This window comes from Bifidobacterium asteroides (assembly GCF_019469425.1).
Classification (GTDB): Bacteria; Actinomycetota; Actinomycetes; order Actinomycetales; family Bifidobacteriaceae; genus Bombiscardovia; species Bombiscardovia asteroides_I.
Genome location: NZ_CP048272.1, coordinates 49,055 through 75,017 on the forward strand (window position 1 = coordinate 49,055; position 25,963 = coordinate 75,017).

Below are 25,963 nucleotides of genomic sequence, written 5' to 3' on the forward strand. Positions count from 1 at the left end.
GTCCTCCGCTTTCTGGATTCTCAATGGCTCAATGGCATGGGCTTATGGACTCTTGGAGTGCCAGCTTACGCCATCAGAATGGGTAAATGCCGATATGGCCTAGTCCACCGATTTGAGAGCCTCCAGCATGTCCACATGCTTGAGCTTGTTGTTGACCATCCAGCCCAGGCCGGCCGTGATGACCGTGATCATGATCAGGGGCACAACGAAGGCCACCCAGCTGATGGAGGGGTCAAAGAGGACGTCGTCCGGCGGCACGGTGGTGATGATGTAGTGGTGCAGCCAGGCCCCGAACCCGTACCCGGCAAGGACGCCGATGGCCGACAGGAGGATGGTCTCCCGGTAGATGTACATGGTCACCTCTCGGTCGTAGAAGCCCAGCACTTTGATGGTGCTCAGCTCGCGGATCCGTTCCTCCACGTTCAGGTTGGTCAGGTTGTAGAGGATGACCAGGGCCAGCAGGGTGGCTACGATGATCAGCACCTGCATGATTATGTTCAGGGACCTGACTACGGTGTCGATCTGGCTCATCAGAGTCGTGTTCTGCACCACCCCTTGGATGCCGTCTATCCGCATGAAGGAGGCGGCCTGCCTTCTGGTGTTATCTGCGCTGGAGTCCTTGAAGGTGACCAGATGGGCGTTGGGCGAGAAGTCCTGGTGGAAGACGGTCCTGTAGGCCGATGGGCTCATGAAGACGAAATGCCCTAAGTACATCTCGCAGATGCCGTCCACCCGCATGGTTCTGTCCTTGCCGCCTGAATCCTGCAGGGTGATCTTGTCGCCGGTCTTTGTCCCTGTCAGCTGGGCGATCCGTTCGGAGAGGATCACGCCGTCGCCCTTGAGGCTCAGGGGCTTGTGCCTGGACCGGGTGTCCAAGCGGATGAAGTCGTCCAGGCGCTCGGAGCTGGCCGGCGCGATCATAGTGATGGACTGCTTGTCGGCATTGTGGCCGGCTGTCTTGCTCATCTCCTCGTAGCGCACATTCAGGGAACGGCTCACATCGGGCTTTTCCAGCCGTTTTTTGATGGATTGGCGCTGGTCGGTGGTGGCCTGGCTGTTCTCGGCAGCGATCAGGTCATAGCGAATGACTTGGCCGAATTGGTGCTCGTTGATGGCCGAGATGGATCCCTGCACGCCGAACCCGGCCATCAGCAGGGCCACTGACCCGCAGACCCCGAAGATGGTCATCAGCATCCGCTGCTTGTAACGGAAGATGTTCCTGGCAGTGACTTTGTGAGTGAAGCTGAGCCTGTTCCAAATTAGCGGGATATGTTCCAGGAAGATCTTCGAACCGGCGCTGGGCGGCTTGGGCAGGAGGAGGGCCGACGGCTTCTCGCGCAGCTCCCGCCAGGCGCTCAGGAAGGCCGGGACCACGGCGCTCAGGAAGGCCAGCAGGCAGGCCAGGAGGGTGATGGGCAGGTGGAAGCCATAGTGGATAGTCGGCATGTCGAAGGCATGGGCGTAAGCCTGGTAGACAATCCAGGGCAAGAGGGTGTGGCCGGCGACGATGCCCAGAAGCGCGCCCAGGGCCGAGGCTGCTCCGCCGTAGACCAGGAACTTGGCCATGACATCCTGGTCCCTGTAGCCCAGGGCCTTCAGTGTTCCGGCATTGATCCGCTCCTCGTCCACGAAGCGCGTCATGGTGGTGAAGGTGACCAGGGCGGCCACCAGATACATGAAGTAGGGGAAGACCTTGGCCAGCGAGTCCACGATGAAGGAGACGGAGGCGTAAACCTTGTAGCCCTCTGAGCCGGGCGCTTCACGGCGCGAGTCCAGGGCGTAGACCGGCTTCTCCAGCCGGCTCAGCTGGTCGGCCGCCTTGTTCAGCTTCTTCTGGGCGTCGTCGATCTTCTTCTGGGCGTCAGGGCTCTCCCTGTTGAACTTGTCCAGTTTGGTCTGGTATTCCGCATTTTTCTGATCCAGGGTGGCCTGGGCCTGGTCGATCTGCCCTTGGGCTGAAGCATGGCTGCTGGCCAACTGCTGCCGGGCCTGGGCTAGTTTGGCCCTGCCCTGGGCCAGTTGTGCCGAACCCTGATCAAGTTGGGCCTTGCCCTGGGCCAGCTGGCGCTCGCCCTCCTCCACCTTGGCCCTCGCTTGGGTCAGTTCTTGCCGCTTCGCATCCAGGGTCTGCTGGCCGGCTGCAACCTGTGCCATGCCGGGTGTGTACTGATTGGCCATGAAGGCATCGTGGCCCGCTTTGGCCTTGGCCACCAGGGCGTCGATCTGCGGCGACTGCCGGTTGAGCTCGGCCAGCTGGGCCTGAAGCCCGGCCTTTCTGCGGTTGAGTTCCTCTTGCTGCTGGGGGGTCAGCCCGGGTGTGGCCAGTTGGGCGTCAATGGCCTGAATGAGGCCGGTGACCTGTATAATGCCCTGCCTGCATTGCTTCTGTGCTTCCTGGGCCTGGGCTACAGCCTGGTCAGCCTGGGCCTTGCCGCCCTCCAGCTGCTGGCGGGAACTATCAAGCTTGGCCTGTCCCTGATCGATGGCCTGCTGCCCCTGGTCGGCCTGTTGCCTGCCCTGGGCCACCTGGCTGGCGGAGGACTGGTACTGTTTCTGCTTTCGAGCCAGTACGGCCGAGCTCAGATCCACCTCCTGCTGCCCCTGGTCGATGGCTGCCTGGGCCTGCACCGTCTTGGCGGCCAGTTGGTTCTTGGCGGACTGGATGCTCTGGGCACCCTGGTCCAGATCCTTCCTGGCCTGTTCCAGCTGCTGCCGGTTCCCTTCGAGTTCCTCTTTGGACTGGTCCACCTGGTCTTGCCCCTGGTCCAGTTGCTTCTTCAGTGGGGCCTTGATGGCGTTCAGCCTGGCGGTGGGGCGGCCTGACAGAATCCTGTTCAGATCGTCCTTGTGGGTCTGCAGGGCTTGGATGTACTGGTCGGAATAGTGGTCCCGGATCCGGTCCAGGTCCTTGAAGGTCAGGCGGGCGATCATGTACTCGTTCGAGCTGAAGGCCCCGGGCGTGGTCACTGCGTAGGAGTCCAGTGACCCGGATCCGGCTGTGGAGGGACCCATGTTGACCTTGCTCAGGATCTCGGTTGACTTGACCGTGCCCACCACGCGCAGCTTGTGGTGCCTCAAGACCTTCCTGCCCAGCTGGTCGGCCTTCTCGTCCACCTTGATGCTGCTGCCGATGGGGTGGCTTCCGGCTAGGGCCGTGTCGACCGCCACCTGATCCGGTCTGCTGGGCATGGATCCGTCGACCAGCTCATAGGTGGAGATCCGGTCGGGGGCGGAGTAGATGCGCAGGCTCTTATCGGTCCCCTTGAGCACCACATCTTTCAGATACCCGTATTCGATTCCCGAGCTGCCGGGGGCGGTGTCGATGGCATCCCGGTCCTCCTGGTCCAGGCCATAGCTGCTGATGACCATCAGATCAGCCAGATGGTGGCTGGACAGGTAGACGTTGCCGGCCTGCCGCATGTCTGGTCCGGTCACACTCAGCCCGACCAGGGCGAAGGAGCCCAGCGCCACCAGGCAGACGACGGAGATGAACCGTCCCAAGGACTTGCGCAGGGAGACCCGGATGTCGTGCCAGAGCACCTTTCTGACGGGCTGCATCCTCACCACTCCACGTTTTCGATGTCTTCGGGGCTGTCGTTGGTCTGCACGGCCTGGACCCGTGCGTCGTGCATGCGGATGACCCTATCGGCGATGGGGGCGATGGCCGCGTTGTGGGTGACGATGACCACGGTGGCGCCCTTCTGGCGGCACTGGTCCTGGAGGATGCGCAGCACCTGCTTGCCGGTCCGATAGTCCAGGGCTCCGGTGGGTTCGTCACAGAGCAGGATCTTGGGGTTCTTGGCTACGGCCCGTGCAATGGCCACCCGCTGTTGCTCGCCGCCGGAAAGCTGGGCGGGGAAGTTGTCGATCCGGTCGCCCAGGCCCACGTCGATCAGGGTCTGGACCGGGTCGGCAGCGTTGTCTACGATCTCCGAAGCCAGCTCCACGTTCTCCCTGGCGGTCAGGTTGGCTACCAGGTTGTAGAACTGGAAGACGAAGCCCACGTCATAGCGGCGGTAGGTGGTCAGCTGCCGGGCGTCATAGCCGGCGATGTCCTTCCCGTCCACGATCACCTGGCCCTCGTCGCAGGTGTCCATGCCGCCCAAGATGTTGAGCACAGTCGACTTGCCCGCCCCCGAGGCTCCGAGGATGACCACCAGCTCGCCTCTCTCGATGGAGAAGGTGACGTCGTTGTTGGCCACAATGGTCGTCTCGCCGGTCGCATACCGCTTCGTTTCTCCAATGACGTCGATATAGCCCATCATGCCCTCTCGTAACCCTGGCCGTCCGACGCAAGGGACGCCCCCCGATGCTCTGCTCCCCACTACTGTATACGTTCGTAGGGCCTGGGGCACAGGAGAACCGCCTGCCGGGCGGCAACATGTCCACAGGCCCGGCAAGGGCTCAGAGGGCTTGCAGGAGGTTGCCCAGTTTGCGACTGTCCCTGACCGGCCTGCCCTGGCGGAAGGTGATGAACCGTTGGCAGGTCTGTGCCAGGAACTCCTGGTCATGCGAGATGACGATCACCATGACTCCCAGGGAGCGCATATAGCGGATCATCCCGGTCACCTGGTTCATGTGGAGCAGGTCCAGGCCGCTGGTTGGCTCGTCCAGAACCGCCAGGCGTTTGCCCGACAGTATGGCGGCCGCGATGGCCACTCGCTGTTTCTCTCCGCCGGAAAGGGTGTTGGGGTGCCGGCCCAGGAGCCGCTCCAGGTCAAGTTTTCGTGCCACTTCCCTGAAGAGGTCGGTTCGTCTGGCCCCAAGGAGCATTTCGCCTTCGACGGTCTCGCTGAAGAGCTGGTAGTTGACATCCTGAAAGACCATATAGGAGTCCTCGACACGCTCCCTGCTGGTCTGCCTGGCCCCATTCAGGCTTATTTCCGACTTGTTGCCAGGCTTGAGCAGGCCGGTAAGGACCGAGGCGAAAGTGCTCTTGCCAGCACCGTTGCGGCCGATGATGCCGGTGATGTCGTCGCTGGACAGGGTCAAGTCGTCCACATCCAGGGCGGGAGCCTGGTCGCGGTGGTAGGCATAGGTCAGATTCCTGACCCGCAGCAGATCGGGGGTCTTCTTGGCGATGACCCTGGCAGGGGCGCTCGCCTCCTGGGCCGCATCCAGCTTGAGGGCCCGCAGCCCCATGACCTGGCGGCTTGGATCATCCAGCCCTCTCATGGCGGCCGACGTCATATGCTCCGCCAGCCTGCCGTCCTTCATGACCAGGAAATCGTCGGCCAGGCCGTCCAGGTAGTAGAGGCGGTGCTCGATCAGGACCATGGTCAAGCCCCGGTCCTTCAAGCGACCCAGGATCTGCGCCAGGCTGGCCACCGCCTCGACGTCCAGGTTGCCGGAGGGCTCGTCCAGGACCAGGATCTGCGGGTCCATCATGCAGGAGGAGGCGATGGCGATCATCTGCTTCTCGCCCCCGGACAGGGAAAAGATGTCCCGGTCCATAAGCGGGGCGATGCCGAAAAGATCAGCTACCTGGTCTATGCGCTCCCGGATGGCCTCCGGCTGGATCCCGGTGTTCTCCAGGGGGAAGGCCAGCTCGCTGCGGACGTCGGTGGTGAAGAACTGGGTCTTGGGATTCTGAAAGACCGACCCAACCTGCTCTGAAAGCCGGTAGATGGGCCTGGCTGTGGTTGGCTCGCCCCCGATCAGGCACTCTCCCTCCAGCTTGCCCTCGTAAAGTTCGGGGATCAGGCCGTTGATGACCCTGGACAGGGTGGTTTTGCCGCACCCACTCGGCCCGGTGACTACGATCAGCCGTCCCTTGCCCATTCGGCAGGAGACCTCCTTGAGGGACGGTCTGCTGGCGCCCTCGTAGGTGAAGCTAAGCCTGGAACATTGCAACATAGGCTCCACATCCCATAAGGACCAGGCCAAGGGCGCACATGATCGCATCCAGTTCAGTGAAGGCAATCCGTTGGATGGAGGCCTTGGGCCCGGGGTCGCCGATCCCCCTGGTCAGGGCGGCCGAGGTCAGGTCGGTGGCCACATTGGTGGCGTTGTTGAGGAGGGGCACGTAAATGTACTCCATGGTCCGCAGTGGGTGACAGATCATGTCGCCCGTGGTGACGGCAATCCCCCTGAACTTCATGGCCCGTCTGATCTGGGCATAGTCGTGCCTGACGGTCGGAAAGAAGCGGAAGAGCACGCTTACGGGGATGACCAGCCACTGGGGGGCGTGAATCTTGCGCATCAGGTAGACCAGCTCCGAGACCTTGGTGGTACCCATCATGAAGGCCGCCACCAGCACCAGGGGGAGGACCCTGCCTACGCCGACGAAGAGGAAGAGCAGGTAATGCCCCGGCAGGTTTTCAGGAAAGACCATGGCCAGGGAGGCGCCCAGGGCGAAGACCAGGCAGACCAGAAGCCAGGCCTGGCCCTTCCTCACCCTGCCCACGATGACCTGAAAGCTGCAGAAGTAGACGTTTATGGCCAGAACCAGTGGGGTGGGCAAGGTGATGAAAATAAGGGCGTTGGCGAAGATGACCAGCAGGAATCTGGTGTAGATGGAGATAGGCCTCATTGCTTGGCGGGTATCCGGTTGAAATGCCTGTCGACGATCCTGGCGCCTATCCATGCCCCGAGCAGGGCGCCGACCAGGGTGGCCAGAATGCAGACCAGGAAGGTCGCTCCGGTGATGGGCGCGAAGACCCCGTTGATGTACTCCTGGCTTTTGCCACGGCGGACCAGGCTTGCCACGTAGGCGTCCTTCATGAACCAGAGGGGAAGGACGGGGCCAGTGCAGCCAAAGGTGAGGATGGCATAGCTCAGGTAACGGGCCAGATTGGGACGGCTCTCCCTGAGCGAGGACTGAACCAGATCAGCCAGCAGGCCACAGAAAGCGTAAGGGATGAAGGAGAGGGCGAAGTGGCCGAAGACCAGCAGGAAGAGGCCCATGATGACGCCGACGATGGTGACGGCCCCGAATCTAGGCACCTGACGGATCATCAGCATGTAGACCGGGCCAGAGACCAGTCCAACCATGGCTGGTATGAAGAGGGAGGAGAGGCCGGGCATAACCAGGCCCGCCACGAAGATGGTGATGAAGTTGCCCACAGCCATGCTGACGAAGTAGAGGGCCGTGAAAATACCGACGTTGACCAGGTCTTTTGTCTTGAGTGCTTTCATAAAGGATCGCTCCCGTGCGGGTGGCGGCCGCTCGGCTCTAGGCCATATATCCGCCGAAGTCGGGTTGTGCCGTCCATTCTAGGGGAGCTGGGAGGAAAAGTAAATGATATTTTTTTATTTCTCTTGCCGGGGCTTCACGATAAGGGTATTGCCTGGCGCACAGGGATTTTGTTAGGGTTCACCGAGAAGGGCGTATCAGAAAGGCGGCACAAAGGACAGGCATGATCAGCAAGCGACTACTTCATCTACCGGGAGCCAGGATGGGCGCCAGCTTCCTGCTGGCCCTCCTGCAGATGATCGGCACGCTGGCGGAGGTCATCCTCCTTCCGGTGGCCATCGCGGCCGTAGGCCGTTCCCTTGGCTTGCCTGTCCCTCATGCCCTTGCCTGGGTGCCCGGTCGGCCTGGGCTTCTGGCGGTCTTGATAGGCGGGCTGATTCTGGTTCGGTTCCTGACTCAGGCGGTCGCCAGATCCGTCAGCGCCAGGCTGGCCGATGGTATGGGCCAGGCGCTCTCCCAGGCCCTGTACTTATCCGTGTTCGACCCCAATGGTCAGGAGAACGACCTGGGCGTTCCGGCGCAGACCCTGGCCAGGCTTTCGACCGAGGGGGTCAAGTCGGTCGTCTCCTACTTTACGGCCTACATTCCTGCCCTGGTCCAGACTGCCCTGATGCTGGTCGTGACCCTGGCCGTCCTCCTGCCCGTCAGCCCGTTGGCTGCAGGGATCGTCGTGATCGGCATGGTGGCCCTGCCCCTGGCCTCCAAGCCGACCATGGGCGAGAACATCAAAGTGCAGCTGGGCCAGCTACGCAAGTACGACAAGGTCGGCGTCCACTTCGAGCATGCCCTGAGGGGGCTCAGCACCTTGAAGATCTTTGGAGCGGACCAGCGGCAGGCTGATGATCTGGCCGAGGAGTCCGAGGGGTTCCGCCGGATAACCATGGGGGTCCTGGGCGGGCAGCTGCGCTCGCTGATCAAGGCTGACGCAGTCATCTACGCCAGCCTCATTCTGGCGGTTGCAGCCACAGTCCTGATTGGGCAAGGAGGGTCCTCTCAAGTGCTATCCTGCCTGGTCGTCGCCCTGGCCGGGGTTCGGCTCTTTGCGCCTGAGCGGCAGCTGGTCTACATGATGCATTCCGGCATGGTCGCCATCAAGCAGGGCAAGGCCATCGACAACATTCTCCAGGCGCGGCAGGTGGGTGACAGGGAGTCGGCGGCTCCGCAATACGCCTCGGACGCTGTCCCAGGGCCCGCATCGGGATCTGCCGGTGCGCTGGGCATCCGCGCTCGCAATCTGACCTACACCTATCCTGACGGCTTCCAGGCTCTGACCAATCTGAACTTCGATCTCCCGGCCAAGGGGCATGTGGGCCTGGTCGGCGCTTCGGGCTCCGGCAAGAGCACCCTGGCGGGCCTGCTGTCCGGGCGCCTTCAGGGGTATACCGGAGAACTGTCTATTGGAGGACGCAAGATCAGCGATCTGTCACGTGAGGACCTAGTTGGCCTGCAGACCGTGGTTCGGGGAACCGACCACCTCTTTACCGGAACCATCAGGTCGAATCTCGATCCGGCCGGACTGGGCTACTCGGATGGTGAGCTGCTGGACGTGTTGGACAAGGTCGGTCTGACCGGGCTTGTCCAGAGCAAGGGCGGGCTGGACGCTCCCATCGACCCTGAGGGAGGCAACCTCTCCGGAGGGCAGCGCCAGCGGCTATCCATTGCACGCGGGCTCCTGCGGCGTTCCTCTGTTTACATCTTCGACGAGGCCACCAGCGCCGTTGACCGCGAGCATGACGCCAGCTTGGCTGCTCTGATGGACGCGCTGGGCAAGGAGTCCCTGGTCCTGACCGTCACCCACCGCCTGGCCGGGGTCCGCAATGCCGATTCCATCCTTTTCTTGCGGGGGGGCCGTCTGGCGGAGAGCGGCGGTTTCCGTGAGCTGATGGATGCCGGGGGCGGATTCGCGGCCCAGTGGAAGGAGCAGGCCCAGTATGAGGACGGGGAGTGACAGAATGCAGCAGACGACCGGCAACCTGGTGATGATGCGCCGCATGGCCCGGCTGATGAAGCCTCTGGCCGGCACGGAGGGCAAGGCCATCCTCTGCGGCAGCCTGGGCCACCTCTTCGCGGTCTGGAGCATGATGGCAGCCGCTGCGGCCCTGATCGGCCTAGTCGCGGACTGGCCTCCTCTGAATGGACAGTGGGTCGTCTGGGCCTTGGCGGCGGTCCTGACCGCCCTCAGCCGGGGGGTCATGGCCTATGGGGAGCAGTACTGCAACCATGAGATGGCCTTCAGCATGCTCCGCGACATCCGCACGACGGTCTTCGACAAGATGCGGTCCCTGGCCCCGGCCGGTCTGCGCGACCAGGCGCGCGGAGACATGGTGACGGTGATCACCAATGACATCGAGTTGCTGGAGATTTTCTACGCCCACACCCTTTCACCCATCGCCATCGCTCTGGTGACTTCCTTGGCCAACCTGGCCCTGCTCACCTGGCTCTCGCCCTGGATGGGCCTGGCCGCCGTGATCTCCTACCTCATCGTCGGTCTGCTCATCCCCATCCTGAGCGCAAGACCCACCTTCAAGGTAGCCATGCAGGAGCGGACGGCCCAAGCCAATTTGCATTCCCTTCTTCTGGAGACTCTGCAGGGCCGCACAGAGCTGGCGGGGTTGGGCGCTCTGGGGAATACCCGTCGCCGGGTGGGAGCCGCTACGGGCCAGATGTTGGATGCGCGGGGCCGCACCTCTGGGCGGACTATTGCCAACGATCTGGTCACCAACGTGGTCACTCTGATCTGCGCTGGAGTCTTCACATTGATGGCCTGCCACCTAGGTTCGGCAGGGTTGGTGAATCCTGCACGGGGAATGATCGGACTGGTCGGCTTCCTCTCTTCCTTCGCTCCCTTGATACCTGTGGCCCGGCTAGGCGCCGGCCTGCAGCCCACCTTGGCCGCGGCTCGACGGGTCTTCTCGCTTCTGGATAAGGAGCCGCCTGTACGTGAGGTGGAATCCGGTCATGGGGATCCCCTGGCGGAGTTCACTGGAGAGGAGGCCAAGGCCGTCTCCTTCTCCTACGCTGGCAAGACTGACTCAGGTGAACATGGTGGCCGAATCTCGGTTTTGGACGGTCTGGATCTTTCCACCAAGCCTGGCGAGCTGATCGGCATCCAAGGCGCCAACGGAGCTGGCAAGTCTACCTTGATCGATCTGCTGATGCGGTTCCAGGAGCGCAGTGGTGGGGATCTGACGGTTTCCGGTCTGCCTATCGAGACGATTCACACTGTCGACCTGCGTGCCCAGCAGGCTTTGGTGAGTCAAGATACCTATATATTTAGCCTTACTTTGGCGGATAACATCGCTCTGGCCCGGCCCGATGCCAGCAGAGAAGATATTGAGAAGGCAGCTCATGATGCCTGCCTGGATGATCTGATCGACCAGCTGCCTGACGGCTTGGATCATCTGCTTGCTGACAACGGCTCGGACCTGTCCGATGGACAGCGGCAAAGGGTGGCTCTGGCTCGCGCCTTTTTGAGCTCGGCGCCATTCATGCTTCTGGATGAGCCCACCAGCAATATGGATGCTCTCCTCGAGGGCCGGGTCTTGACCAGGCTGATCGAGCGGAAGGGCGACCGTACCTGTCTGATCGTCTCTCATCGTCCCTCGGTCCTTGCCAGGGTTGACCGGTTGCTGACGCTGCGAGACGGCAAACTAGTTGAGGAGAAAGATGCTATGTCGTGCGCGGTAGGATAGAGATGAGAGAAGTTCGTGTTCTGCTGCTATTGCTTCTGAAGAATCTCTAGCCTTGTCAGGTGAATAGCTGATTGAGAGGTATGGCAACACATGATTTCGTTATAATTTGCTGACTTTTAGCTGTATCGAGTTAGGAAATCTAGCGGGATAGGTCTATATGCTATGCCAAACGTATGTAACAGTGGTCAACCGACAGTCTGTCTGTAGACTGCATAGGAACGCTAGAATGCGATAACTCTTTAAAAGATGATGCCAGCGAGTCGCAAAAGTTACTAGATGCCAGAAGGGGAACTGCTCAATTTGTTGTGTATGCCATAACCGGAAGAGCCGCCTCAGGGTTCATATCTTCATAGCTGACAGTGGCTTTCCTCATAGAGTAGAAGATTGCCATCGTCTCCATTACACACCTCGAATGGATGGGTAACATCGCCGATTAGTTGTTGGAGTTGTGGCCATCTTTTTTGGACTGACCGCCAGGTAAAGATATTAGCTGAGCAGGGTCATCCGAAGATAGCCTATCTGTATAGGAAAAGGCCGACAGCGCAATAGCTATCGGCCTTCGTTCTATCAATGGACCCCAAACGGCCCAATCGGGTACGGCACCAGCAGATGCTAAAAGAATTTATCCTTACCTCTTATATCTACCGGGTGATGCTGCCGTCTCCCGACAAACCCCATCATATCGCCGTCGACGACCGAAGAAGTTCATCATGGGATAAAATCAGATAGTCGCCATGCCGGTGATGCGGAGATGGCGGCCGCCAGCTCATCCGGGTTGGCTGTTCTATCAATATACCGAGGTGGTTTGGATGCCTAATGGTAATCCAAACAAGGACGGTCGCGGATCGTACTTCATGGCTGCTGCTCTCGTGGGTGTCCCAGCGCTCGCGGGCAGGATGGATTCGTACGCTGCTTGGCTGATGTGTCTGGTCATGATGGCGTGTGCAGTCCTGTATGACGTGTGGCACAGGAAGCGGTGATGTCCAGGCAGCCCGTCCAACAGGGTGGGCTGCTCTCTTCCGTGAACGCGAAAGGTCCAGCCATTCCTGCCTGGCTCTTACCAGGCAATTAAATACAACACTGGTTGTGCAACAGACCAGTCTTATTAAGGTCCGCTGCATATGCGCGTTCTGGGAAGGCTCATGTCGAATACCCACTTGCCAGGTGCTTCCGTTTTCGATGATGAGCGTGGTCCCCGGCGTTTTGGCCACATGCCCAGTCGATTCTTGGCTGATTTTCCTGCTTTTCTGCCATAGTGTCCAGTCTGCTCCGCACTGCGGGTTGGGTCAGTGCTGTGGATAAACCAATCTAGCGGTGGCGTGGGGGCACAGCCCGACACTATGGAAGGTGTGGGCCAAATCGCTTTTAGATAAGGGGCCACCTGCGAGCGAGGTTGAGCTAAACTTCGACAATTCGCTAACGGAATTTATAGGAGAGGAGTCCAGGACGGTTTCCTTCTCAGACGCGGGCAGGAATGATCCGGGTAAACACGGCGGCCAAGTCGCTGTTCTAAAAGGTTTGGATTTTTCTCTTAGACCTGGCGAATGGATGCTCACTTTGGAGAGGAGTTCAAACCATGCTGATTGAACAGAGGGGTGGCCGCACTTGTCTAATCGTCTCCCTCGTTCCTCGGTCTGTGCCCGAGTTAACCATCTGCTGTCTTTCGCACATGGCAAGTTCAATTGAAGTCAGTTCGGAGAAAAGTGATTCAGTAAAACAGGTGTCAGCTCTCACTCGGGGTGGCGATATCTCGATAAGGTTCCTGCGCAAGCGTGGTTCATGGAGCCTAGCCGTCTTAAGAGAGTTGAAAAGTGGAGGATTTCTTTCGGCAGAGTTGAGGTAATTAAGTCCATCAGCAAGGTTATCGCTTTACTGATTTGCTTTACTAATTAATAAGCGGATGCCAGCCCATCTGGTCAGTCCGGCAGTTGTTAGTCGTCAAAGGTACGGTTTCAAGCAACTTACTTGGGCAAACACGATTCCCGCTAGGGCGTAGCCTTTTCGATATCTTGAAGCCCCTGTCAAGGGTCTAGCTGGCTACTTTAATTCCATATCTGCAGATTATGGATGTCTGCAGCCTTGCGTTCAACATTATGTGTTTCGTGGTTAAACAGCCGGATTTTCAACGATTTGAACGGATGAATATCCCCTATGAATATCGTGAATTCGGAAGAGCGACAGGAAAAAAATAAACAATTAATAGAAACGCTCAACAAAATGTTTATTAAATGGTTATACTATCTTTAGCTACTTCATGAAAGAGATGATGTATGAGCAACGATGCACAATCGGCACGCGACCTTAAGGCGCAGGACAGCGTAGAGCGTGCCCTGATAATCCAATCCTTGGCCCAGCTGGTGGAGCCGCTGGCATCGCTTATGGCGGATTGCGAGGTTGTGGTGCATGACCTTTCACAGGTGCCCACCACCATTGTCGCCATCGCAGGAGGCTTGACCGGTCGCAAGGTCGGTGATCCGGCGACCGATGTGCTGCTCAAGCAGATGGCTGAGGGTCGGGTTCGCACCATGGTCAACTACAGCTCTGTTCTGCCTGACGGGCGTCGGATTCGTTGTGCCACTATCGCCGTCAAAGATAGCCGAGGGAATCCGGTCGCTGCATTGTGCATCAACAGCAGTGTCGAGATCTGGTCGGGGCTTCTGAAAATATGCCAGCAAATGCTCTACGGCAGAGTAGACGCAAGCTCTGAACCAAAGTCGGAAGCTGAACTTGATGAAGACTTGGATCAGAACCAACAGCGTGGCGCCGAGAAAGCCGGATCTGAGACAGGGCAGATAGATCAGGGAACAGGATCGGCCGAAGCCAGCTCCGCGGGTGAGGCCTTCGTCCACAACCTTGATGACTTGGCAAATATCGTGCTTGACCGTGCTGTTGCCAGCCAGGGTGTACCGGTCGAGCTGATGACGAAAAGCCATAAGAAGGAGGTGATAAGACAAGCCAAAGAACAAGGCTTTTTCTTCCTGCGAGATGCGGCCGAGACCTTGGCCGACCGCTTGCAGATTTCACGGTTCACCGTCTACAACTATCTAAAAGAAATAGACAAGACGACCTCCGTCAAAGACGAGAAAAAGCAATAAGCGGGGGAGGCAGTATCGAGGCCATGGTGGCCTCAGAGGATCACATTGCTAATGAAGGCAAGGTATCCGGCATAGTTGCAAAGAAGGGAACAGACGTAATTATGGGTCTTCTACATCCCGTTTCAACCCAGGATCTGGGAAGAATACATAGCATCCGCTGGGATGACGCACATCGCAACTGCGGTGATGGCGCCATATCCCTGTCGGTGGCAGATATGGATTTCAAAGCCCCGGACCCGTTGGTCCAGGCTGTGGTCGAGCGTGCTCAGGTGGGTGATTTCTGCTACACCTACTTGGACCCCTCATATAGACAGTCAGTGTGCGACTGGTTCAAAAGACGCCACGGCTGGCAGATCAGTCCGGCCAGTCTGGTGCCGGTAGGAAGAATGGTGGAATCCTTGCCAGCCATACTCAGGGAAGCTCTGTCGCCCGCCTGCTCGGTAATCGTTCCCTATCCTGCATATTCGCCCACCCCAACAGCGATCAAGGCCGCAGGGTGCAAGGTCCTTCCATGGATGCTGAAGATAGACGGCCAGGGAAAATACCGGTTCGATTTTGATGCGCTTGAAGACCTGCTTGACCAGGCCAGTGCGATGGTAATCACCAATCCGCATAACCCTACCGGCCGTGTATGGACCCGTGACGAACTGGCTAAGGTTGCCAAGGCTGCTGCCAAGCATGATGTTCTGGTCATCTCAGATGAGTTCCATGCTGATCTAATCCATTCAGGATATCGATTCCAGCCTTATCTGACCTCGTCGCCCGAAGCATCTGGAGGCATCTCCTTTACCTCCCCGGGGAAGACCTTCAACATCGCTGGGTTGGAAACTGCCAACATCGTCGTTCCTGATGCTGATCTGCGGCACAAGGTGGAGAAGGCCATCGATGATGCCGGCTGCCATAATCCCCGTTATTTTGCACAAGTTGCGACTCAGGCGGGATATGACCATTGCGCAGAATGGCTGGACGAGCTTCTTGCCGAGCTCGAGATACACACCGATCTTTTGCGCGACTGCGTTGCCGGAATGGATGGCGTGACGCTGATCGAACCTGAAGGTACCTACCTGGCCTGGATGGATATGAGAGGGCTGGGACTTCAGGATGAGGAGATCGAAAAGCGGCTGGCTGAACAGGGTCTGATGCTGGATCCGGGGACTGACTTCGGTCTGGGCGGCAGCGGCTTTGTGCGCATAAACCTGGCGACAACTAGGCCAATTCTGACCGAGGCACTGTCGCGCATGAATCGTGCGCTTGGTACTTCCACGAGAAAGGCGACCCTGCAATGACGAAGGAAAGGAAACAAAGAGAGCAGCGTTCCCCCACCCTGCTCTTGGCACTGACTCCAATTATCGCCATGGCGGTGTTTATGGGGGTTGGAGCCATCTGGCTGGAACTTCCTGCTGAGCCGATGCTTATCCTGGCTGCCGTGGTGGCAGCGATCATCGCCTACATGCTCGGCCACGGATACGATGAGATGCTCAGCACTATAGCCGAGAAAATCGCTGGGATCATGCCTGCCATGCTGATTCTGATAGTGGTGGGCATGCTTATCGGATCCTGGATGATCGGCGGAACCATTCCGATGATGGTCTACTTCGGCCTCAAGATCGTATCGCCCAAGTACCTCTATCTGACGGCTCTGCTGGTCACGGCCATCACTTCGGTCTGTACGGGAACCTCCTGGGGTTCCGCAGGTACCATTGGCGTGGCTTTCATGGGGGTGGCACTGGGCATGGAAGGTATCAATCCCGCCATCGTTGCCGGTGCAGTGGTCAGTGGTGCCTATTTCGGAGATAAACTTTCCCCTCTGTCCGGAGACACCAACCTGGCTGCGGCCATCACCCATGTGAATGTATTCACGCATATGAAGCACCTGTTGTGGACCACCTTCCCCTCTTTGCTGGTGGCAGCGATAGTCATGTTCGTGGCGGGCCGTGGTGTCCAGTCCGCAGGTGGCCGTGGCTTTGACAAGGTCGCCGAGATGAACAGCACACTTTCGCAGGCCTTCACCTGGAACGTGCCTATGCTGCTTATACCTCTCCTAATCATCCTGATCGGGTCTGCGTGGAAGAAGCCGACCATTCCGGTCATGCTGCTTTCGTCGGCGGTTGCTATGTTCAATGCCGTCGTCATCCAGCGCTTCCCCATCACCAACGCGTTCAACGCCATTGTCAACGGATTCGACACCTCTATGCTCCCCAAGGGCTTCAACTTGGGTCCTGCAGCCAAGGACATCACGAGTCTGCTGAACCGGGGTGGCATGGAGAGCATGATGAGCACTCTTCTGATTGCGTTCTGCGCCCTCTCTTTCGCAGGAGTGCTTTCGGCTTCCGGGGCTTTGAACAAGATCGTGGAGTCTCTGCTCAAGATCAGCAAGAGCACTGGCTCGTTGATTGTCGTTACCCTGCTGACCGGCATCCTGACCATATCCACCACCTGCAACGGGCAGGTCTCCCTTCTGCTGCCTGGCGAGCTGCTGAGGCCTGCCTACATTCGCCGAGGTCTGCATCCTTGCAATCTCGGGCGAAGCATAGAGGACTCCGGCACCATATTCGAGCCGATCCTGCCCTGGACAGCCGCTGGGGCCTATATGGCGGCCACGCTGGGGGTGCCCACGCTCTCCTATATGCCTTGGGCAACTCTCTGCTGGACCGGCGTGATTTTTGCCACCATCTGGGGATACACAGGAATTGGCATCAGGAAGCTAACGCCGGATGAGCAGAAGACCATGCTCGCTGAGCTGGATAAGGAGAAGGAAGCGTAGAGCCTTTTCTCTGTTATGGCTAATTAGCGCCACCACTGGGCAGTACCTGTTGTGGCGCTTTTCTTGTCAGTCGGAAAACGAACATGGATCTGCATGGATTCGGTCTCTTTTCATTGTTCGGAAAGCAGCAAGCTAATTGTCCCGGCTTCAAAGACCAGCGCTGAGCTTAACAGCGTTAATACGGGTTTCTATATTTTTCATCGATTGCAGAATCAGTGTGTTTGACTATGAAAGCAGCACTTATATAACTAGCCTGATTTCAGTGAGCAGCAAAGACTTGGTGTTTAGTAATTTTACCTTTATATCAAGTACTTTATTGCTGGTGTCATGCTGAACCGATAACCAATAAATTTTAAATATGATTAAACTTATCCCGTAGCCATAACCCCAGAAAACAGACTCGGCAGCGCTTGATGAGTACTCGAAAAAGCAGAAAAATCTTTGCTTTGTTTGTGTCGAACTTCATTGTCGACACACACGAAATAAATTGAAAGATACTTATATGTAATTAGCATTGTAGGTACAAAGTGAAAAGGGGGTTGGTCACATTGGCCAGCTCTTCACTAATGGTGCAGAGCTTTTCGAAGCGGATGCTCTCATTAGTTTAGGTGCGGGGGCCAATGTGGACAGCCCAAAGCGCACGTGTCTGAGTAAAAGTCTCGATCCTCAAATTGCTAATTCGCAAAACGATGGCATTGTATTCGACATCTATAATGAGGAATCCGCTAAAACATATCTATCTGCGAATACCTATCTATTTCGGATTAAACGATTTGCTTCTAATTTCAACAAGCGCGATGACGGGGAGCACAAGAATCGCGATTTCGTTGTACTCAAGGATTTGGCGGTCATTGACTATGAGCTCAGGATGGCACTGGAATATCTGGTAGCAAACACGGAACATGGTTTGAAACGGTTATATGTTGTTGGCCGAGCTGCTGTCTGTGAAAAACGTCATATCGCAATGACTGGTGATTGCTATTGGCCAATTACTAGATGTTTTGAGGAACAAGGAAGTTAATAAAATTTAGACGGCAAGAAGGTGCACACACTGTCGATTACACGCTATCATCTATAAAGTTCAAGATTATTATGGAGTGTATGAACAGCATCAAAAGGGTGAGGGTGCAGATGCGTTATGCGGCAATAGCATTATCTTTGGAGTAATTGGCGCATGATCATATTGTTCGCTATGCCACATCTAAAACTAAATGGGACCTTTTGAGAGAAAAGGCATAACAAATCAAAGAATCTCAGAGTTCGCTGAAACCTACCTGTGGAGCTAGCCGGATTCGAACCGGCGACCCTCTGCTTGCAAAGCAGATGCGCTACCAGCTGCGCCATAGCCCCGTGAATGTGAAAAGAACTTCAACCACGCAAGAATTGCGTGGGCCTGGGAGGACTTGAACCTCCGACCTCATCCTTATCAGGGATGCGCTCTAACCAGCTGAGCTACAGGCCCATGCCGTGTGACCGAAGAATCACACAAATGGATAGCTTACCATAGTGTCCCCTCAAGTCAATCTCGGCGGCGCCGCGTCGCGTCTTGGCGGAAGAATGGGAGTTATGAGGCGGAAACGACGTGCGGAGCCAGTCCGTTTGGAACAGCTCGTGGCTAGTGGCGAGACTGTTCTGGTCATCAGGAAGCGGATCGCCAACGTCTATCTGCGGGTCAAACCGCCTGACGGCCATCTGGAGGTGACGGCGCCTGTGACGATTGGCGATGATCAGATTCGTGCTTTTATCGACGGCAAGCGCCGCTGGATCGCAGCCACTAGAGAACGTCTGACCCGTTCACGTCATGTCTACGCCCGACTTGAAGCTGATGATCAGCTGCAGCCAGGCCGATCTGAGGCAGAAGCCAAGAGGATCCTTCAGGAAAGACTGCCGACTCTGTTGGACCGTTGGGTCCCTGTGGTGGGCCGTCGGCCTGGGCGCATCAGCCTACGGAAGATGAAAACCCGCTGGGGTTCCTGCACCCCAGCCACTGCCAGCATCAGGCTCAACACAGACCTGGCTTGGCTGGATCCCGACCTGCTGGAGTATGTGTTGGTTCACGAGCTGACCCATCTCTACGAGCATGGCCACGGCCCGGGCTTCCGCGCGCGGATGAATCGCTATATGCCCGACTGGACTGAGCGCCGTCGTCGGCTCAACCGCTATCTGGCTTTGTGACCCCCCGAAGCTTAGACATCGGAAGTCATGACTTCTGGAGCCATGGATTCCGAAGCCATGGACTCTGCATAATTTATGAGCTTGTATACTGCGAGTTTGCGAATTACCAACTTGTGACATCATTCTTGCTGATGATTCCGTGCCCGAACCTCTGCTGGGTCTTCTGGGGCGAAGTCGGATTGGTTTTTGATTCGTCCTGACTCAATCAATCTGCCTTTAATCCGTTCCCACCCTGCTCAAGGTTGGTTTACCGCACCGCATTTGTTGTCCAAAGCCGACAGAAGACTGCCGCAGCCCATGCTGGTGCGCTAGCGTTAAGGAAGAGGGGCTATCCTGCAGCAGGTCGGCAGGGTCCCCGCAACCCGGAGGCGCGTGTGGAGCTGACCGGGGCAATCGATCATGAAGGAGCAATTGAGATGACGGAATCCAAGAAAACGATCAAGCGTGCCGTGGTGACCGGTGCCTCCAGCGGCATCGGCCAGGCCAGTGCTCAGGCCTTGGTGGACAAGGGCTGGAAGGTGGTCGGCCTGGCCCGGCGCGAAGACAAGCTCAAGGCCCTGGCTGACCAACTGGGTGAGAACTTCACCTATGAGCTCTGCGATGTGACTGACGAGGACTCCACACAGTCGGCTGTTGATGCTGTGCTCAAGGGCGGCCCGGTCAAAGCTCTGGTCAACTGCGCCGGCGCAGCCTTCGGCAAGGATGCGGTGGCGACCTCCAACTTGGACGATTGGCGCGGCATGTACGAGCTGAACGTCATCGGCACCCTGCGGGTCATCCAGAAGCTGCTCCCTGCTCTCAAGGAGTCGGAGGGCACGGTCCTGGTCATCTCCTCGACGGCAGGCATTGAGCCTTACGAGGGCGGCGGCGGGTATTGCGCCTCCAAGGCGGCGGAACGGGTCATGGCCCGCATTCTGCGGCTGGAGCTGATCGGTCAGCCGGTGCGCGTGGTTGACATCGCCCCGGGCCTGGTTCACACCGACGAGTTCTCGCTGAAGCGGTTCGGCGGGGATAGCGACCGGGCCGATGCGGTCTACGCCGGGGTGCCCGACCCGCTGACCGCCGACGACATCGCCGGATGCGTCACCTGGGCTCTGGAACAGCCCGACACTGTGGATATCGACCAGATTGTGGTCCGTCCCCGCGCCGAGGGCTCCTACACTAAGCTCTACCGTCGTAGCTGAGTCTGGTAGGGGACCGATTCTGTCGGAAACCGAGACTGGCATGGGACAATTCCGACAGGGGATAAGTCTTGTAGTCAGGTCGAGAGGCGCCTGGCAGACCGCAGCCGACTAGGGATAGCGCCGACGGCCACGATGAGCACGGACAGGACCGACCTGCCAGTACGCCCAGCAAGGCCAGTTCCAGCGTGGCGCCGAGAATGACCCGGTCGGTCAACAGTTCGGGTCCCAACTGATCCAGGGAAATTGACAGCGAGAAGAAGGCGAAGAGGGGCAAGACTACTAGGGCGCTCAAAGGGGTCAGGAAGCGGTCCGGCCATTCAGCCGGTGATAGCGTCGGGTTGCGGCTTCGCCCAATCCCAGTTGGCTCAAACTCAGCTGGTTCTGTCTCGATCGGCCTGTGCTCGATCGGCTCAGGTCTGTTTGGCGCGGTATCGGCTGAAGCCTCTTTTATCCCCGTGCCGCTCGACCCGGCGACAGGGGCCAATAGCCCCGTCGCCACTTCCTGCCAGCGGCGGATGGATTCCAGCCTCGAAGAGGCTGTGCCAGGCCAGCAGACCGCCCGCAAGGGCACAGGCCATCATGAATAGCCTGGTGACCCGATCATTTTCAGCCAACGATGAGAAGGCGGCAAAGAGGTTTGAAGGATGAAGTCTGTTGCGCTGGTCTCTGCCAGATCCGCCCTGCCCACGCTGTGGATTTGGTGGTTGGGCACTCGATGGCTTGGAATCCTGTTGCGAAATCGAATCGTTGCAATTCCGACGCCGTGGACTGATTAGAGATGCTGGGAATGTAGGTGTGGGCGGCATGATGCTCCTGGTCGGGCGGATAGGGTTCGGTCTTCTATGGCCGACCAGTCTTCCCGGCATGAGGCGGCGCCCTACCGTCTCCCAAGTGCCGATTCCATCCTGAAACCCAGCCGTTTATTTCGGTCAGAGAAAATGCCAGCGGCCCCGCATCTTTCACGATGCAGGGCCGCTGGCATACCGCCTATCGTGGGCGGCGATGAGCTCTCAGAGCTCAGCAACTCAGAACAGATGGCTGCGCATGAACCACTGGAAGTGCTCCAGCTCCTGCACGTGGTCCTGCAGGATGTTGGAGCTGACGATGTCCAGGTCGTCCAGCTTCTCAATGGCCTCGCGGTCGCGCTTGATGAAAGTGGTGTAGTAGGTGTCCAGGGCCTTCAGGTAGTCCAGGGCATCCTGGCGGCCGGTCATGGTGATGCCATCCCAGTCGCGGTTCTTCATGATGTCGTCGGGCCGTCCGGCGGGGGAACCGCCCAAGGTGGCGATGCGCTCTGCGGTTTCGTCGGCCATGTTCAGCACCGAATCGACCTCGGGATCCATCATCTCGTGGATGCCGATGAATTCCTTGCCCTTCATGTTCCAATGGGCGTGCTTGAGAATCAGGGCAGTCTCCTGTTCCTGGCTCAGACGGCTCTGCAGGATGGAGATGACCTTCTCGCTGGTCGCTTCGTCGAGTCCCGGTACGGTAAAGTTCAATGCCATAATCGCTCCTTAAATATGAAATTATGCCTGCGGTCGGGTCAGCCCCGACCTTGTAACTCCAGACTAGATGAAAAGGCAAGGAAACGCTTGGATTTTGCGGGAATCAAGCAGTGAAATCATTCACGGACCATCGGCTACGCTGACAGTCATTTTTCCTTGACTAGCGTGGGATGCTCGTAGGCTGACGGCCAGCCTCGGTCAAATCAATCTCAGTCAGATTAGAACCGCTCTGGTTATTCCCGGCCTGCTCCTGCTTCGGGATTCGACTTGTCTTCACCCTCGCCATCTGCGTCGGCTTCGTCGTCATCGCCAGCCTGGCCCTCAGCCTCCTGCCGGCGCCTGACCTCAATGGTCTCGATGCGCCGCCCGTCCACCTTGGTCACCACCATGTCATATCCGTCGTCGGAGTGGACCACGTCGCCCACCTGCCCCATCCGCCCGGTCTGGGCCAGGAAGTAGCCGGCCAGGGTCTCGTAGGGTCCGTCCTCCAGCTCGATTCCGGTCAGGTCCGCGAAGTCCTCGATCGTCATGCCGCCGTCAACCGTGGCCACGCCGTTGACGAAGGCGGTTGCCTGAGGATGGGCCGGGTTCTGTTCCTCAGGCAGGTCGTACTCGTCGCGGATGTCGCCTACCAGCTCCTCGGTCATGTCCTCCAGGGTGACGATGCCGTCGGTGCCCCCGTACTCGTCGATGACCACAGCCAGGTGGATGCCTTTCTTGCGCAGCTTCTCCAGGCTGGGCAGGAGCTTGGAGGTGCCGGGCAGGGCGATGCCGGGCCTGGTTACGTCGGCCACGGTCTTGGCCTGGGGATTGCGCACGTCCATCAGGTCGCGCACGTGGACGAAGCCCAGCACGTCGTCGAAGTCGCGTCCGGTCACCGGGTAGCGCGAGTAGGGCTCGTCGTGCACGAATTCGACCGCCTCTTGCAGTGGCATGTCTCCGGCGATGAAGACCACGTCGGCCCGGGGGCGCATGACCTCGGCCACACTGGTCTCTGAGGCATCGAAGACGTCGCCCAGGATCATCCGCTCGTCCTTGCTCAGGTTGGTGTTGGAGGAGACCAGCATCCGCAGCTCGTCATCGCTGACCTCGGTGTCGGTCTGCTGGGGGTCGAAGCCCAGGATGCGCACGATGAGGTTGGTGTTCTTGCCGATCAGCCAGATCAACGGCCTGCACAGGGTGGTGAAGACGTCGATGGCCGGGACGACGGCCCTGGCGATGGCCTCGGTGCGCTGCATGGCGATCCGCTTGGGCACCAGCTCGGAGATGACGATGGAGCAGTAGGAGATGATCAGGGTCAGGATCACCGTGGTCAGGGTGCCGGCCAGGCTCTCGTGCACTCCCCACCCGGTCAGGACGGGCACTACGTAGGGGGCGATGGATGATGCGCCGAAGGAGGCCGAGAGAAAGCCTGTCAACGTCACGCCGATCTGCACAGCGGAAAGAAAGGTATTGGGGTCGCGGGCGATGCGGGCCACCCGGGCGCCGCGTGCGTCCTGCTGCTCCATCTGTTCCAGTTGCGATCCGCGCAGGGAGACCAGCGCCAGCTCGGTCCCCGAGAAGACGGATCCGATCAGGAGGAAGAAGAGAATGAGCAGGATGTTCAGCCATAATGCCATACCCTCAATGCTAGGGTATGGACGCCCCATGTGCCCTATGTCACACCCCAGCGGCGAACCTCTGTCTTCCCCATGCAGTGCTTCCTGACTAGCATGAAATACGGAGACAGGTTCGGCTTCAGGCCGACGTTCCCAACGCTCCCGAAAGGATTTTCCCATGTCACAGCTTCAGCACGAATTGACTGAGTTCACCACGCAGGCCTACCAGGATAACAAGACCTTCCCGGTCTCCAAGAAGGATCTGCTGGGACACTGGTCCCTGCTCTTCTTCTACCCTGCGGACTTCAGCTTCGTCTGCCCCACCGAACTGGAGGATCTGGCCAGCAAGTACGAGGACTTCAAGAAGATCGGCTGCGAGATCTACTCCGTCTCCTGCGACACTGAGTTCGTCCACAAGGCCTGGCACGAGGCCAACGAGAAGATCGCCAAGGTCCAGTACCCCATGCTGGCCGATCCGACCGCAACCCTGGCCAAGGACCTGCAGACCTACAACGAGGCCGAGGGCAAGGCCGAGCGCGGCGACTTCATTCTGACCCCTGAAGGCAAGGTCGTGGCCTACGAGGTCATCTCCTCCAACGTGGGCCGCAACGCCGACGAGCTGCTGCGCCGCGTTCAGGCCTCCCAGTTCGTCTACGAGCACGGCGATCAGGTCTGCCCTGCCAAGTGGGAGCCCGGCGAGGACACCATCGAGCCCAGCCTGGATCTGGTCGGTCAGCTCTGATCTGCAGCTGCCAATATCGGGAACTCGCCGATCGGAAGCGACCAGGGCGGGTTCCCTTTTCTGTATTCACGACCAGTATCCAACACCAGCACATCCGTGCATTCCTTCGGAAGAGGCATTCATGACGGAAGACAAGAATCTCTATGACGTGGTCGTCATCGGCGGTGGACCTGCAGGCCTGAGCGCAGGCCTCTATCTGGCCCGGGCGCGGTATCGCACCCTGATCCTGGAGAAGGACGACTTTGGCGGCCAGATCACCATCACGGCCGACGTGGTCAACTACCCGGGCGTGGCCAGCACTGATGGCCGCAGGCTGACCGATACCATGCGCCAGCAGGCCCAGAACTTTGGAGCCGAGTTCATGAGCGCCGAGGCCACAGGTATCGAGGCCCAGGGCGACATCAAGGTGGTCCACACCTCTCGGGGCGACCTGCGCACCTTCGGCATCCTGATCGCCACCGGCGCCAGCCCCCGCAAGATAGGCTTCCAGGGCGAGCAGGAGTATGCGGGCCGCGGTGTGGCCTACTGCGCCACCTGCGATGGCGAGTTCTTCACCGGGCGCGAGGTCCTGGTGGTCGGCGGCGGGTTCGCAGCCGCTGAGGAGTCGGTCTTCCTGACCAAGTACGCCACCAAGGTGACCCTGCTGGTGCGCGAGGAGGACTTCACCTGCGATGCTGCCGTGGCTGACGAGGCCCGGAAGAACGACAAGATCGAGATTCATTACTCCACCGAGCTCAAGGGAGTCTCCGCTGGCCCCGGCGGGCTGGTCGAGGCCGCTATCCTGGACCGCAAGAGCGGGCAGACCACCACTTGGAAGCCCCAGGATGGCGGCACCTTTGGCGTCTTCGTCTTCGCTGGCTACGTGCCCCAGACCGGCATGCTCAAGGGCGTGGTGGATCTGGATGACCACGGGTACGTGCTGACCCACGACTACCTGGAGACCTCGGTGCCAGGCATCTACGCCGCCGGGGATCTGCGGGTCAAGAACCTGCGGCAGGTCATCACCGCCGCCTCCGATGGGGCTGTGGCCGCCGTGGAGCTGGAGCGCTACGCCTCCAACATGTCGGACAAGACCGGCCTGGTGCCGCCGCGGCCCGAGGACTCCCCCTACGCCCGTTCCGAGCGGCAGGCCGAGAACTCCGCCCTGGCCTCGGGCACCTCGCCCGCGCCTGTGGCCCAGGAGGACGGCCAGGCCCTGGCCAAGACCTCCGGCTTCTTCGGGCCGGACATCCGCAAACAGCTGGACATGGTCTTCGGCAAGATGACCGGAAAGCTGGAGCTCGCCCTGGATCTGGACGGCAGCCAGGTCTCCAAGGAGCTGGAGGCCTTCGTGGATGAGCTGGTCGGACTCTCCGACGGCAAGCTGACCGTCAGGGTCGACTCCCGCACGGACGAGGACAGCAAGGACTACGATCCCTCCAGCGACCTGCCTGATGCACGTCCCAGCGTGCGCATCTGCCGGCTGGACGACCAGGGCGTCTCCCAGCCGACCGGATTGGCCTTCCATGGCGTGCCCAGCGGCCACGAGTTCAACTCCTTCGTCCTGGCTCTCTACAATGCGGCGGGCCCCGGGCAGCAGGTTGATCAGCCCACCTCGGACCGGATCGATGCCATCAAGGACCGGGTGGACGTGATGATGCTGGTCTCCCTGACCTGCACCATGTGCCCGACTACGGTCCTGTCCGCCCAGCGGGTGGCGGCCCAGAACGGCAAGGTGCGCGCCGAGGCTTACGACCTGGCCCGCTTCCCTGAGCTGAAGGATCAATACCAGGTCATGAGCGTCCCCTGCATTGTGATCCGCAGGGACGGACAGGAGACCGTGGAGTTCGGCAAGAAGTCCGTACCTGAAATGCTGGATCTGATTGGGGCCTGACCCTGGGTCTGAGCCTGAACAGAGTCTGAGAAGGCGCTGGCGTCTATTGCATTTTCGGTGATGATGCCAGCGTCTTTTTGGTATACGTTGCAGGTCTGCATTGATGAAAAGCTCCGGATATTATCCATGGTTTGGATAGT

17 protein-coding genes and 2 tRNA genes are annotated in these 25,963 nt (G+C 59.0%); 9 read left to right on the top strand and 10 right to left on the bottom strand.

What is annotated here, in order from left to right; genetic code table 11:
- Positions 1-99 precede the first annotated feature (99 nt).
- The 5 genes from GYM67_RS00165 to GYM67_RS00185 all read right to left on the bottom strand — a co-directional run bounded on the left by GYM67_RS00165 (position 100) and on the right by GYM67_RS00185 (position 7,137).
- On the bottom strand, positions 100-3,558 hold the full coding sequence (locus tag GYM67_RS00165; protein WP_220236592.1) for an FtsX-like permease family protein: 3,459 nt from the start codon (positions 3,556-3,558) through the stop codon (positions 100-102).
- Between the two features lie 2 nt (positions 3,559-3,560).
- Positions 3,561-4,262: an ABC transporter ATP-binding protein gene (locus tag GYM67_RS00170; RefSeq protein WP_220237321.1), complete on the bottom strand. Its 702-nt coding sequence runs from the start codon at positions 4,260-4,262 to the stop codon at positions 3,561-3,563.
- A gap of 142 nt (positions 4,263-4,404) precedes the next feature.
- On the bottom strand, positions 4,405-5,856 hold the full coding sequence (locus GYM67_RS00175; protein WP_220236593.1) for an ABC transporter ATP-binding protein: 1,452 nt from the start codon (positions 5,854-5,856) through the stop codon (positions 4,405-4,407).
- A complete protein-coding gene (locus GYM67_RS00180) occupies positions 5,834-6,532 on the bottom strand; it encodes an energy-coupling factor transporter transmembrane component T (protein ID WP_220236594.1) in 699 nt (232 codons plus the stop codon). The genes GYM67_RS00175 and GYM67_RS00180 overlap by 23 nt, the downstream gene beginning before the upstream one ends.
- The gene (locus GYM67_RS00185) at positions 6,529-7,137 is read right to left on the bottom strand and encodes an MptD family putative ECF transporter S component (protein WP_220236595.1); all 609 of its coding nucleotides are present in this window, start codon (positions 7,135-7,137) and stop codon (positions 6,529-6,531) included. Before GYM67_RS00185 ends, GYM67_RS00180 begins: the two co-directional genes overlap by 4 nt.
- 221 nt (positions 7,138-7,358) lie before the next feature.
- Between GYM67_RS00185 and GYM67_RS00190 the strand changes: the two genes are divergently transcribed.
- From GYM67_RS00190 to nhaC, 5 genes are all read left to right on the top strand, one after another.
- Positions 7,359-9,143 carry an ABC transporter ATP-binding protein/permease gene (locus tag GYM67_RS00190; RefSeq protein ID WP_220236596.1) on the top strand — a complete coding sequence of 595 codons (1,785 nt, stop codon included), beginning with the start codon at positions 7,359-7,361 and terminating at the stop codon, positions 9,141-9,143.
- 4 nt (positions 9,144-9,147) lie between these two features.
- Positions 9,148-10,887, top strand: coding sequence for an amino acid ABC transporter ATP-binding/permease protein (locus GYM67_RS00195; protein ID WP_220236597.1), 1,740 nt, complete (start codon positions 9,148-9,150; stop codon positions 10,885-10,887).
- A gap of 2,270 nt (positions 10,888-13,157) precedes the next feature.
- The gene (locus GYM67_RS00200; RefSeq protein ID WP_220236598.1) at positions 13,158-13,982 is read left to right on the top strand and encodes a helix-turn-helix transcriptional regulator; all 825 of its coding nucleotides are present in this window, start codon (positions 13,158-13,160) and stop codon (positions 13,980-13,982) included.
- Positions 13,983-14,083: 101 nt separating this feature from the next.
- On the top strand, positions 14,084-15,268 hold the full coding sequence (locus tag GYM67_RS00205; RefSeq protein WP_258561504.1) for a MalY/PatB family protein: 1,185 nt from the start codon (positions 14,084-14,086) through the stop codon (positions 15,266-15,268).
- Positions 15,265-16,746, top strand: coding sequence for a Na+/H+ antiporter NhaC (gene nhaC, locus GYM67_RS00210; RefSeq protein ID WP_220236600.1), 1,482 nt, complete (start codon positions 15,265-15,267; stop codon positions 16,744-16,746). Before GYM67_RS00205 ends, nhaC begins: the two co-directional genes overlap by 4 nt.
- Before the next feature lie 1,277 nt (positions 16,747-18,023).
- Here nhaC and GYM67_RS00215 read toward each other — a convergent pair.
- Positions 18,024-18,096: transfer RNA gene (locus GYM67_RS00215), tRNA-Ala, on the bottom strand.
- Between the two features lie 38 nt (positions 18,097-18,134).
- Positions 18,135-18,208: transfer RNA gene (locus GYM67_RS00220), tRNA-Ile, on the bottom strand.
- Between the two features lie 149 nt (positions 18,209-18,357).
- Between GYM67_RS00220 and GYM67_RS00225 the strand changes: the two genes are divergently transcribed.
- Entirely contained in the window at positions 18,358-18,921 is a 564-nt protein-coding gene (locus GYM67_RS00225) for a M48 family metallopeptidase (protein ID WP_258561505.1), read from the top strand.
- A gap of 416 nt (positions 18,922-19,337) precedes the next feature.
- A complete protein-coding gene (locus GYM67_RS00230; protein WP_220236602.1) occupies positions 19,338-20,105 on the top strand; it encodes an SDR family oxidoreductase in 768 nt (255 codons plus the stop codon).
- A gap of 410 nt (positions 20,106-20,515) precedes the next feature.
- Here GYM67_RS00230 and GYM67_RS00235 read toward each other — a convergent pair whose 3' ends face one another.
- The 3 genes from GYM67_RS00235 to GYM67_RS00245 all read right to left on the bottom strand — a co-directional run bounded on the left by GYM67_RS00235 (position 20,516) and on the right by GYM67_RS00245 (position 23,229).
- Positions 20,516-20,686 carry a hypothetical protein gene (locus GYM67_RS00235; protein WP_220236603.1) on the bottom strand — a complete coding sequence of 57 codons (171 nt, stop codon included), beginning with the start codon at positions 20,684-20,686 and terminating at the stop codon, positions 20,516-20,518.
- Positions 20,687-21,130: 444 nt separating this feature from the next.
- Positions 21,131-21,610 (bottom strand): Dps family protein, encoded by a 480-nt coding sequence (locus GYM67_RS00240; RefSeq protein WP_220236604.1) that lies wholly within the window; start codon positions 21,608-21,610, stop codon positions 21,131-21,133.
- A gap of 233 nt (positions 21,611-21,843) precedes the next feature.
- Complete coding sequence (locus GYM67_RS00245; protein WP_258561506.1) at positions 21,844-23,229, bottom strand: hemolysin family protein; 1,386 nt, start codon at positions 23,227-23,229, stop codon at positions 21,844-21,846.
- A gap of 157 nt (positions 23,230-23,386) precedes the next feature.
- Here GYM67_RS00245 and GYM67_RS00250 point away from each other — a divergent pair, with 157 nt between their 5' ends.
- Positions 23,387-23,950 (top strand): peroxiredoxin, encoded by a 564-nt coding sequence (locus GYM67_RS00250; RefSeq protein WP_015021096.1) that lies wholly within the window; start codon positions 23,387-23,389, stop codon positions 23,948-23,950.
- Between the two features lie 121 nt (positions 23,951-24,071).
- Positions 24,072-25,823 carry an FAD-dependent oxidoreductase gene (locus GYM67_RS00255; RefSeq protein WP_220236606.1) on the top strand — a complete coding sequence of 584 codons (1,752 nt, stop codon included), beginning with the start codon at positions 24,072-24,074 and terminating at the stop codon, positions 25,821-25,823.
- Positions 25,824-25,963 lie beyond the last annotated feature (140 nt).

What these genes read in the sequence shown, in the direction of transcription:
- GYM67_RS00180 (WP_220236594.1), bottom strand. Translation starts at nt 6,532, where the DNA reads ATGAGGCCTATCTCCATCTACACCAGATTCCTGCTGGTCATCTTCGCC.
- GYM67_RS00245 (WP_258561506.1), bottom strand. Translation starts at nt 23,229, where the DNA reads ATGGCATTATGGCTGAACATCCTGCTCATTCTCTTCTTCCTCCTGATC.
- GYM67_RS00200 (WP_220236598.1), top strand. Translation starts at nt 13,158, where the DNA reads ATGAGCAACGATGCACAATCGGCACGCGACCTTAAGGCGCAGGACAGC.
- GYM67_RS00190 (WP_220236596.1), top strand. Translation starts at nt 7,359, where the DNA reads ATGATCAGCAAGCGACTACTTCATCTACCGGGAGCCAGGATGGGCGCC.
- GYM67_RS00170 (WP_220237321.1), bottom strand. Translation starts at nt 4,262, where the DNA reads ATGGGCTATATCGACGTCATTGGAGAAACGAAGCGGTATGCGACCGGC.
- GYM67_RS00230 (WP_220236602.1), top strand. Translation starts at nt 19,338, where the DNA reads ATGACGGAATCCAAGAAAACGATCAAGCGTGCCGTGGTGACCGGTGCC.
- GYM67_RS00250 (WP_015021096.1), top strand. Translation starts at nt 23,387, where the DNA reads ATGTCACAGCTTCAGCACGAATTGACTGAGTTCACCACGCAGGCCTAC.
- nhaC (WP_220236600.1), top strand. Translation starts at nt 15,265, where the DNA reads ATGACGAAGGAAAGGAAACAAAGAGAGCAGCGTTCCCCCACCCTGCTC.
- GYM67_RS00165 (WP_220236592.1), bottom strand. Translation starts at nt 3,558, where the DNA reads ATGCAGCCCGTCAGAAAGGTGCTCTGGCACGACATCCGGGTCTCCCTG.
- GYM67_RS00255 (WP_220236606.1), top strand. Translation starts at nt 24,072, where the DNA reads ATGACGGAAGACAAGAATCTCTATGACGTGGTCGTCATCGGCGGTGGA.
- GYM67_RS00195 (WP_220236597.1), top strand. Translation starts at nt 9,148, where the DNA reads ATGCAGCAGACGACCGGCAACCTGGTGATGATGCGCCGCATGGCCCGG.
- GYM67_RS00175 (WP_220236593.1), bottom strand. Translation starts at nt 5,856, where the DNA reads ATGTTGCAATGTTCCAGGCTTAGCTTCACCTACGAGGGCGCCAGCAGA.
- GYM67_RS00235 (WP_220236603.1), bottom strand. Translation starts at nt 20,686, where the DNA reads ATGATGGCCTGTGCCCTTGCGGGCGGTCTGCTGGCCTGGCACAGCCTC.
- GYM67_RS00205 (WP_258561504.1), top strand. Translation starts at nt 14,084, where the DNA reads ATGGGTCTTCTACATCCCGTTTCAACCCAGGATCTGGGAAGAATACAT.
- GYM67_RS00185 (WP_220236595.1), bottom strand. Translation starts at nt 7,137, where the DNA reads ATGAAAGCACTCAAGACAAAAGACCTGGTCAACGTCGGTATTTTCACG.
- GYM67_RS00240 (WP_220236604.1), bottom strand. Translation starts at nt 21,610, where the DNA reads ATGGCATTGAACTTTACCGTACCGGGACTCGACGAAGCGACCAGCGAG.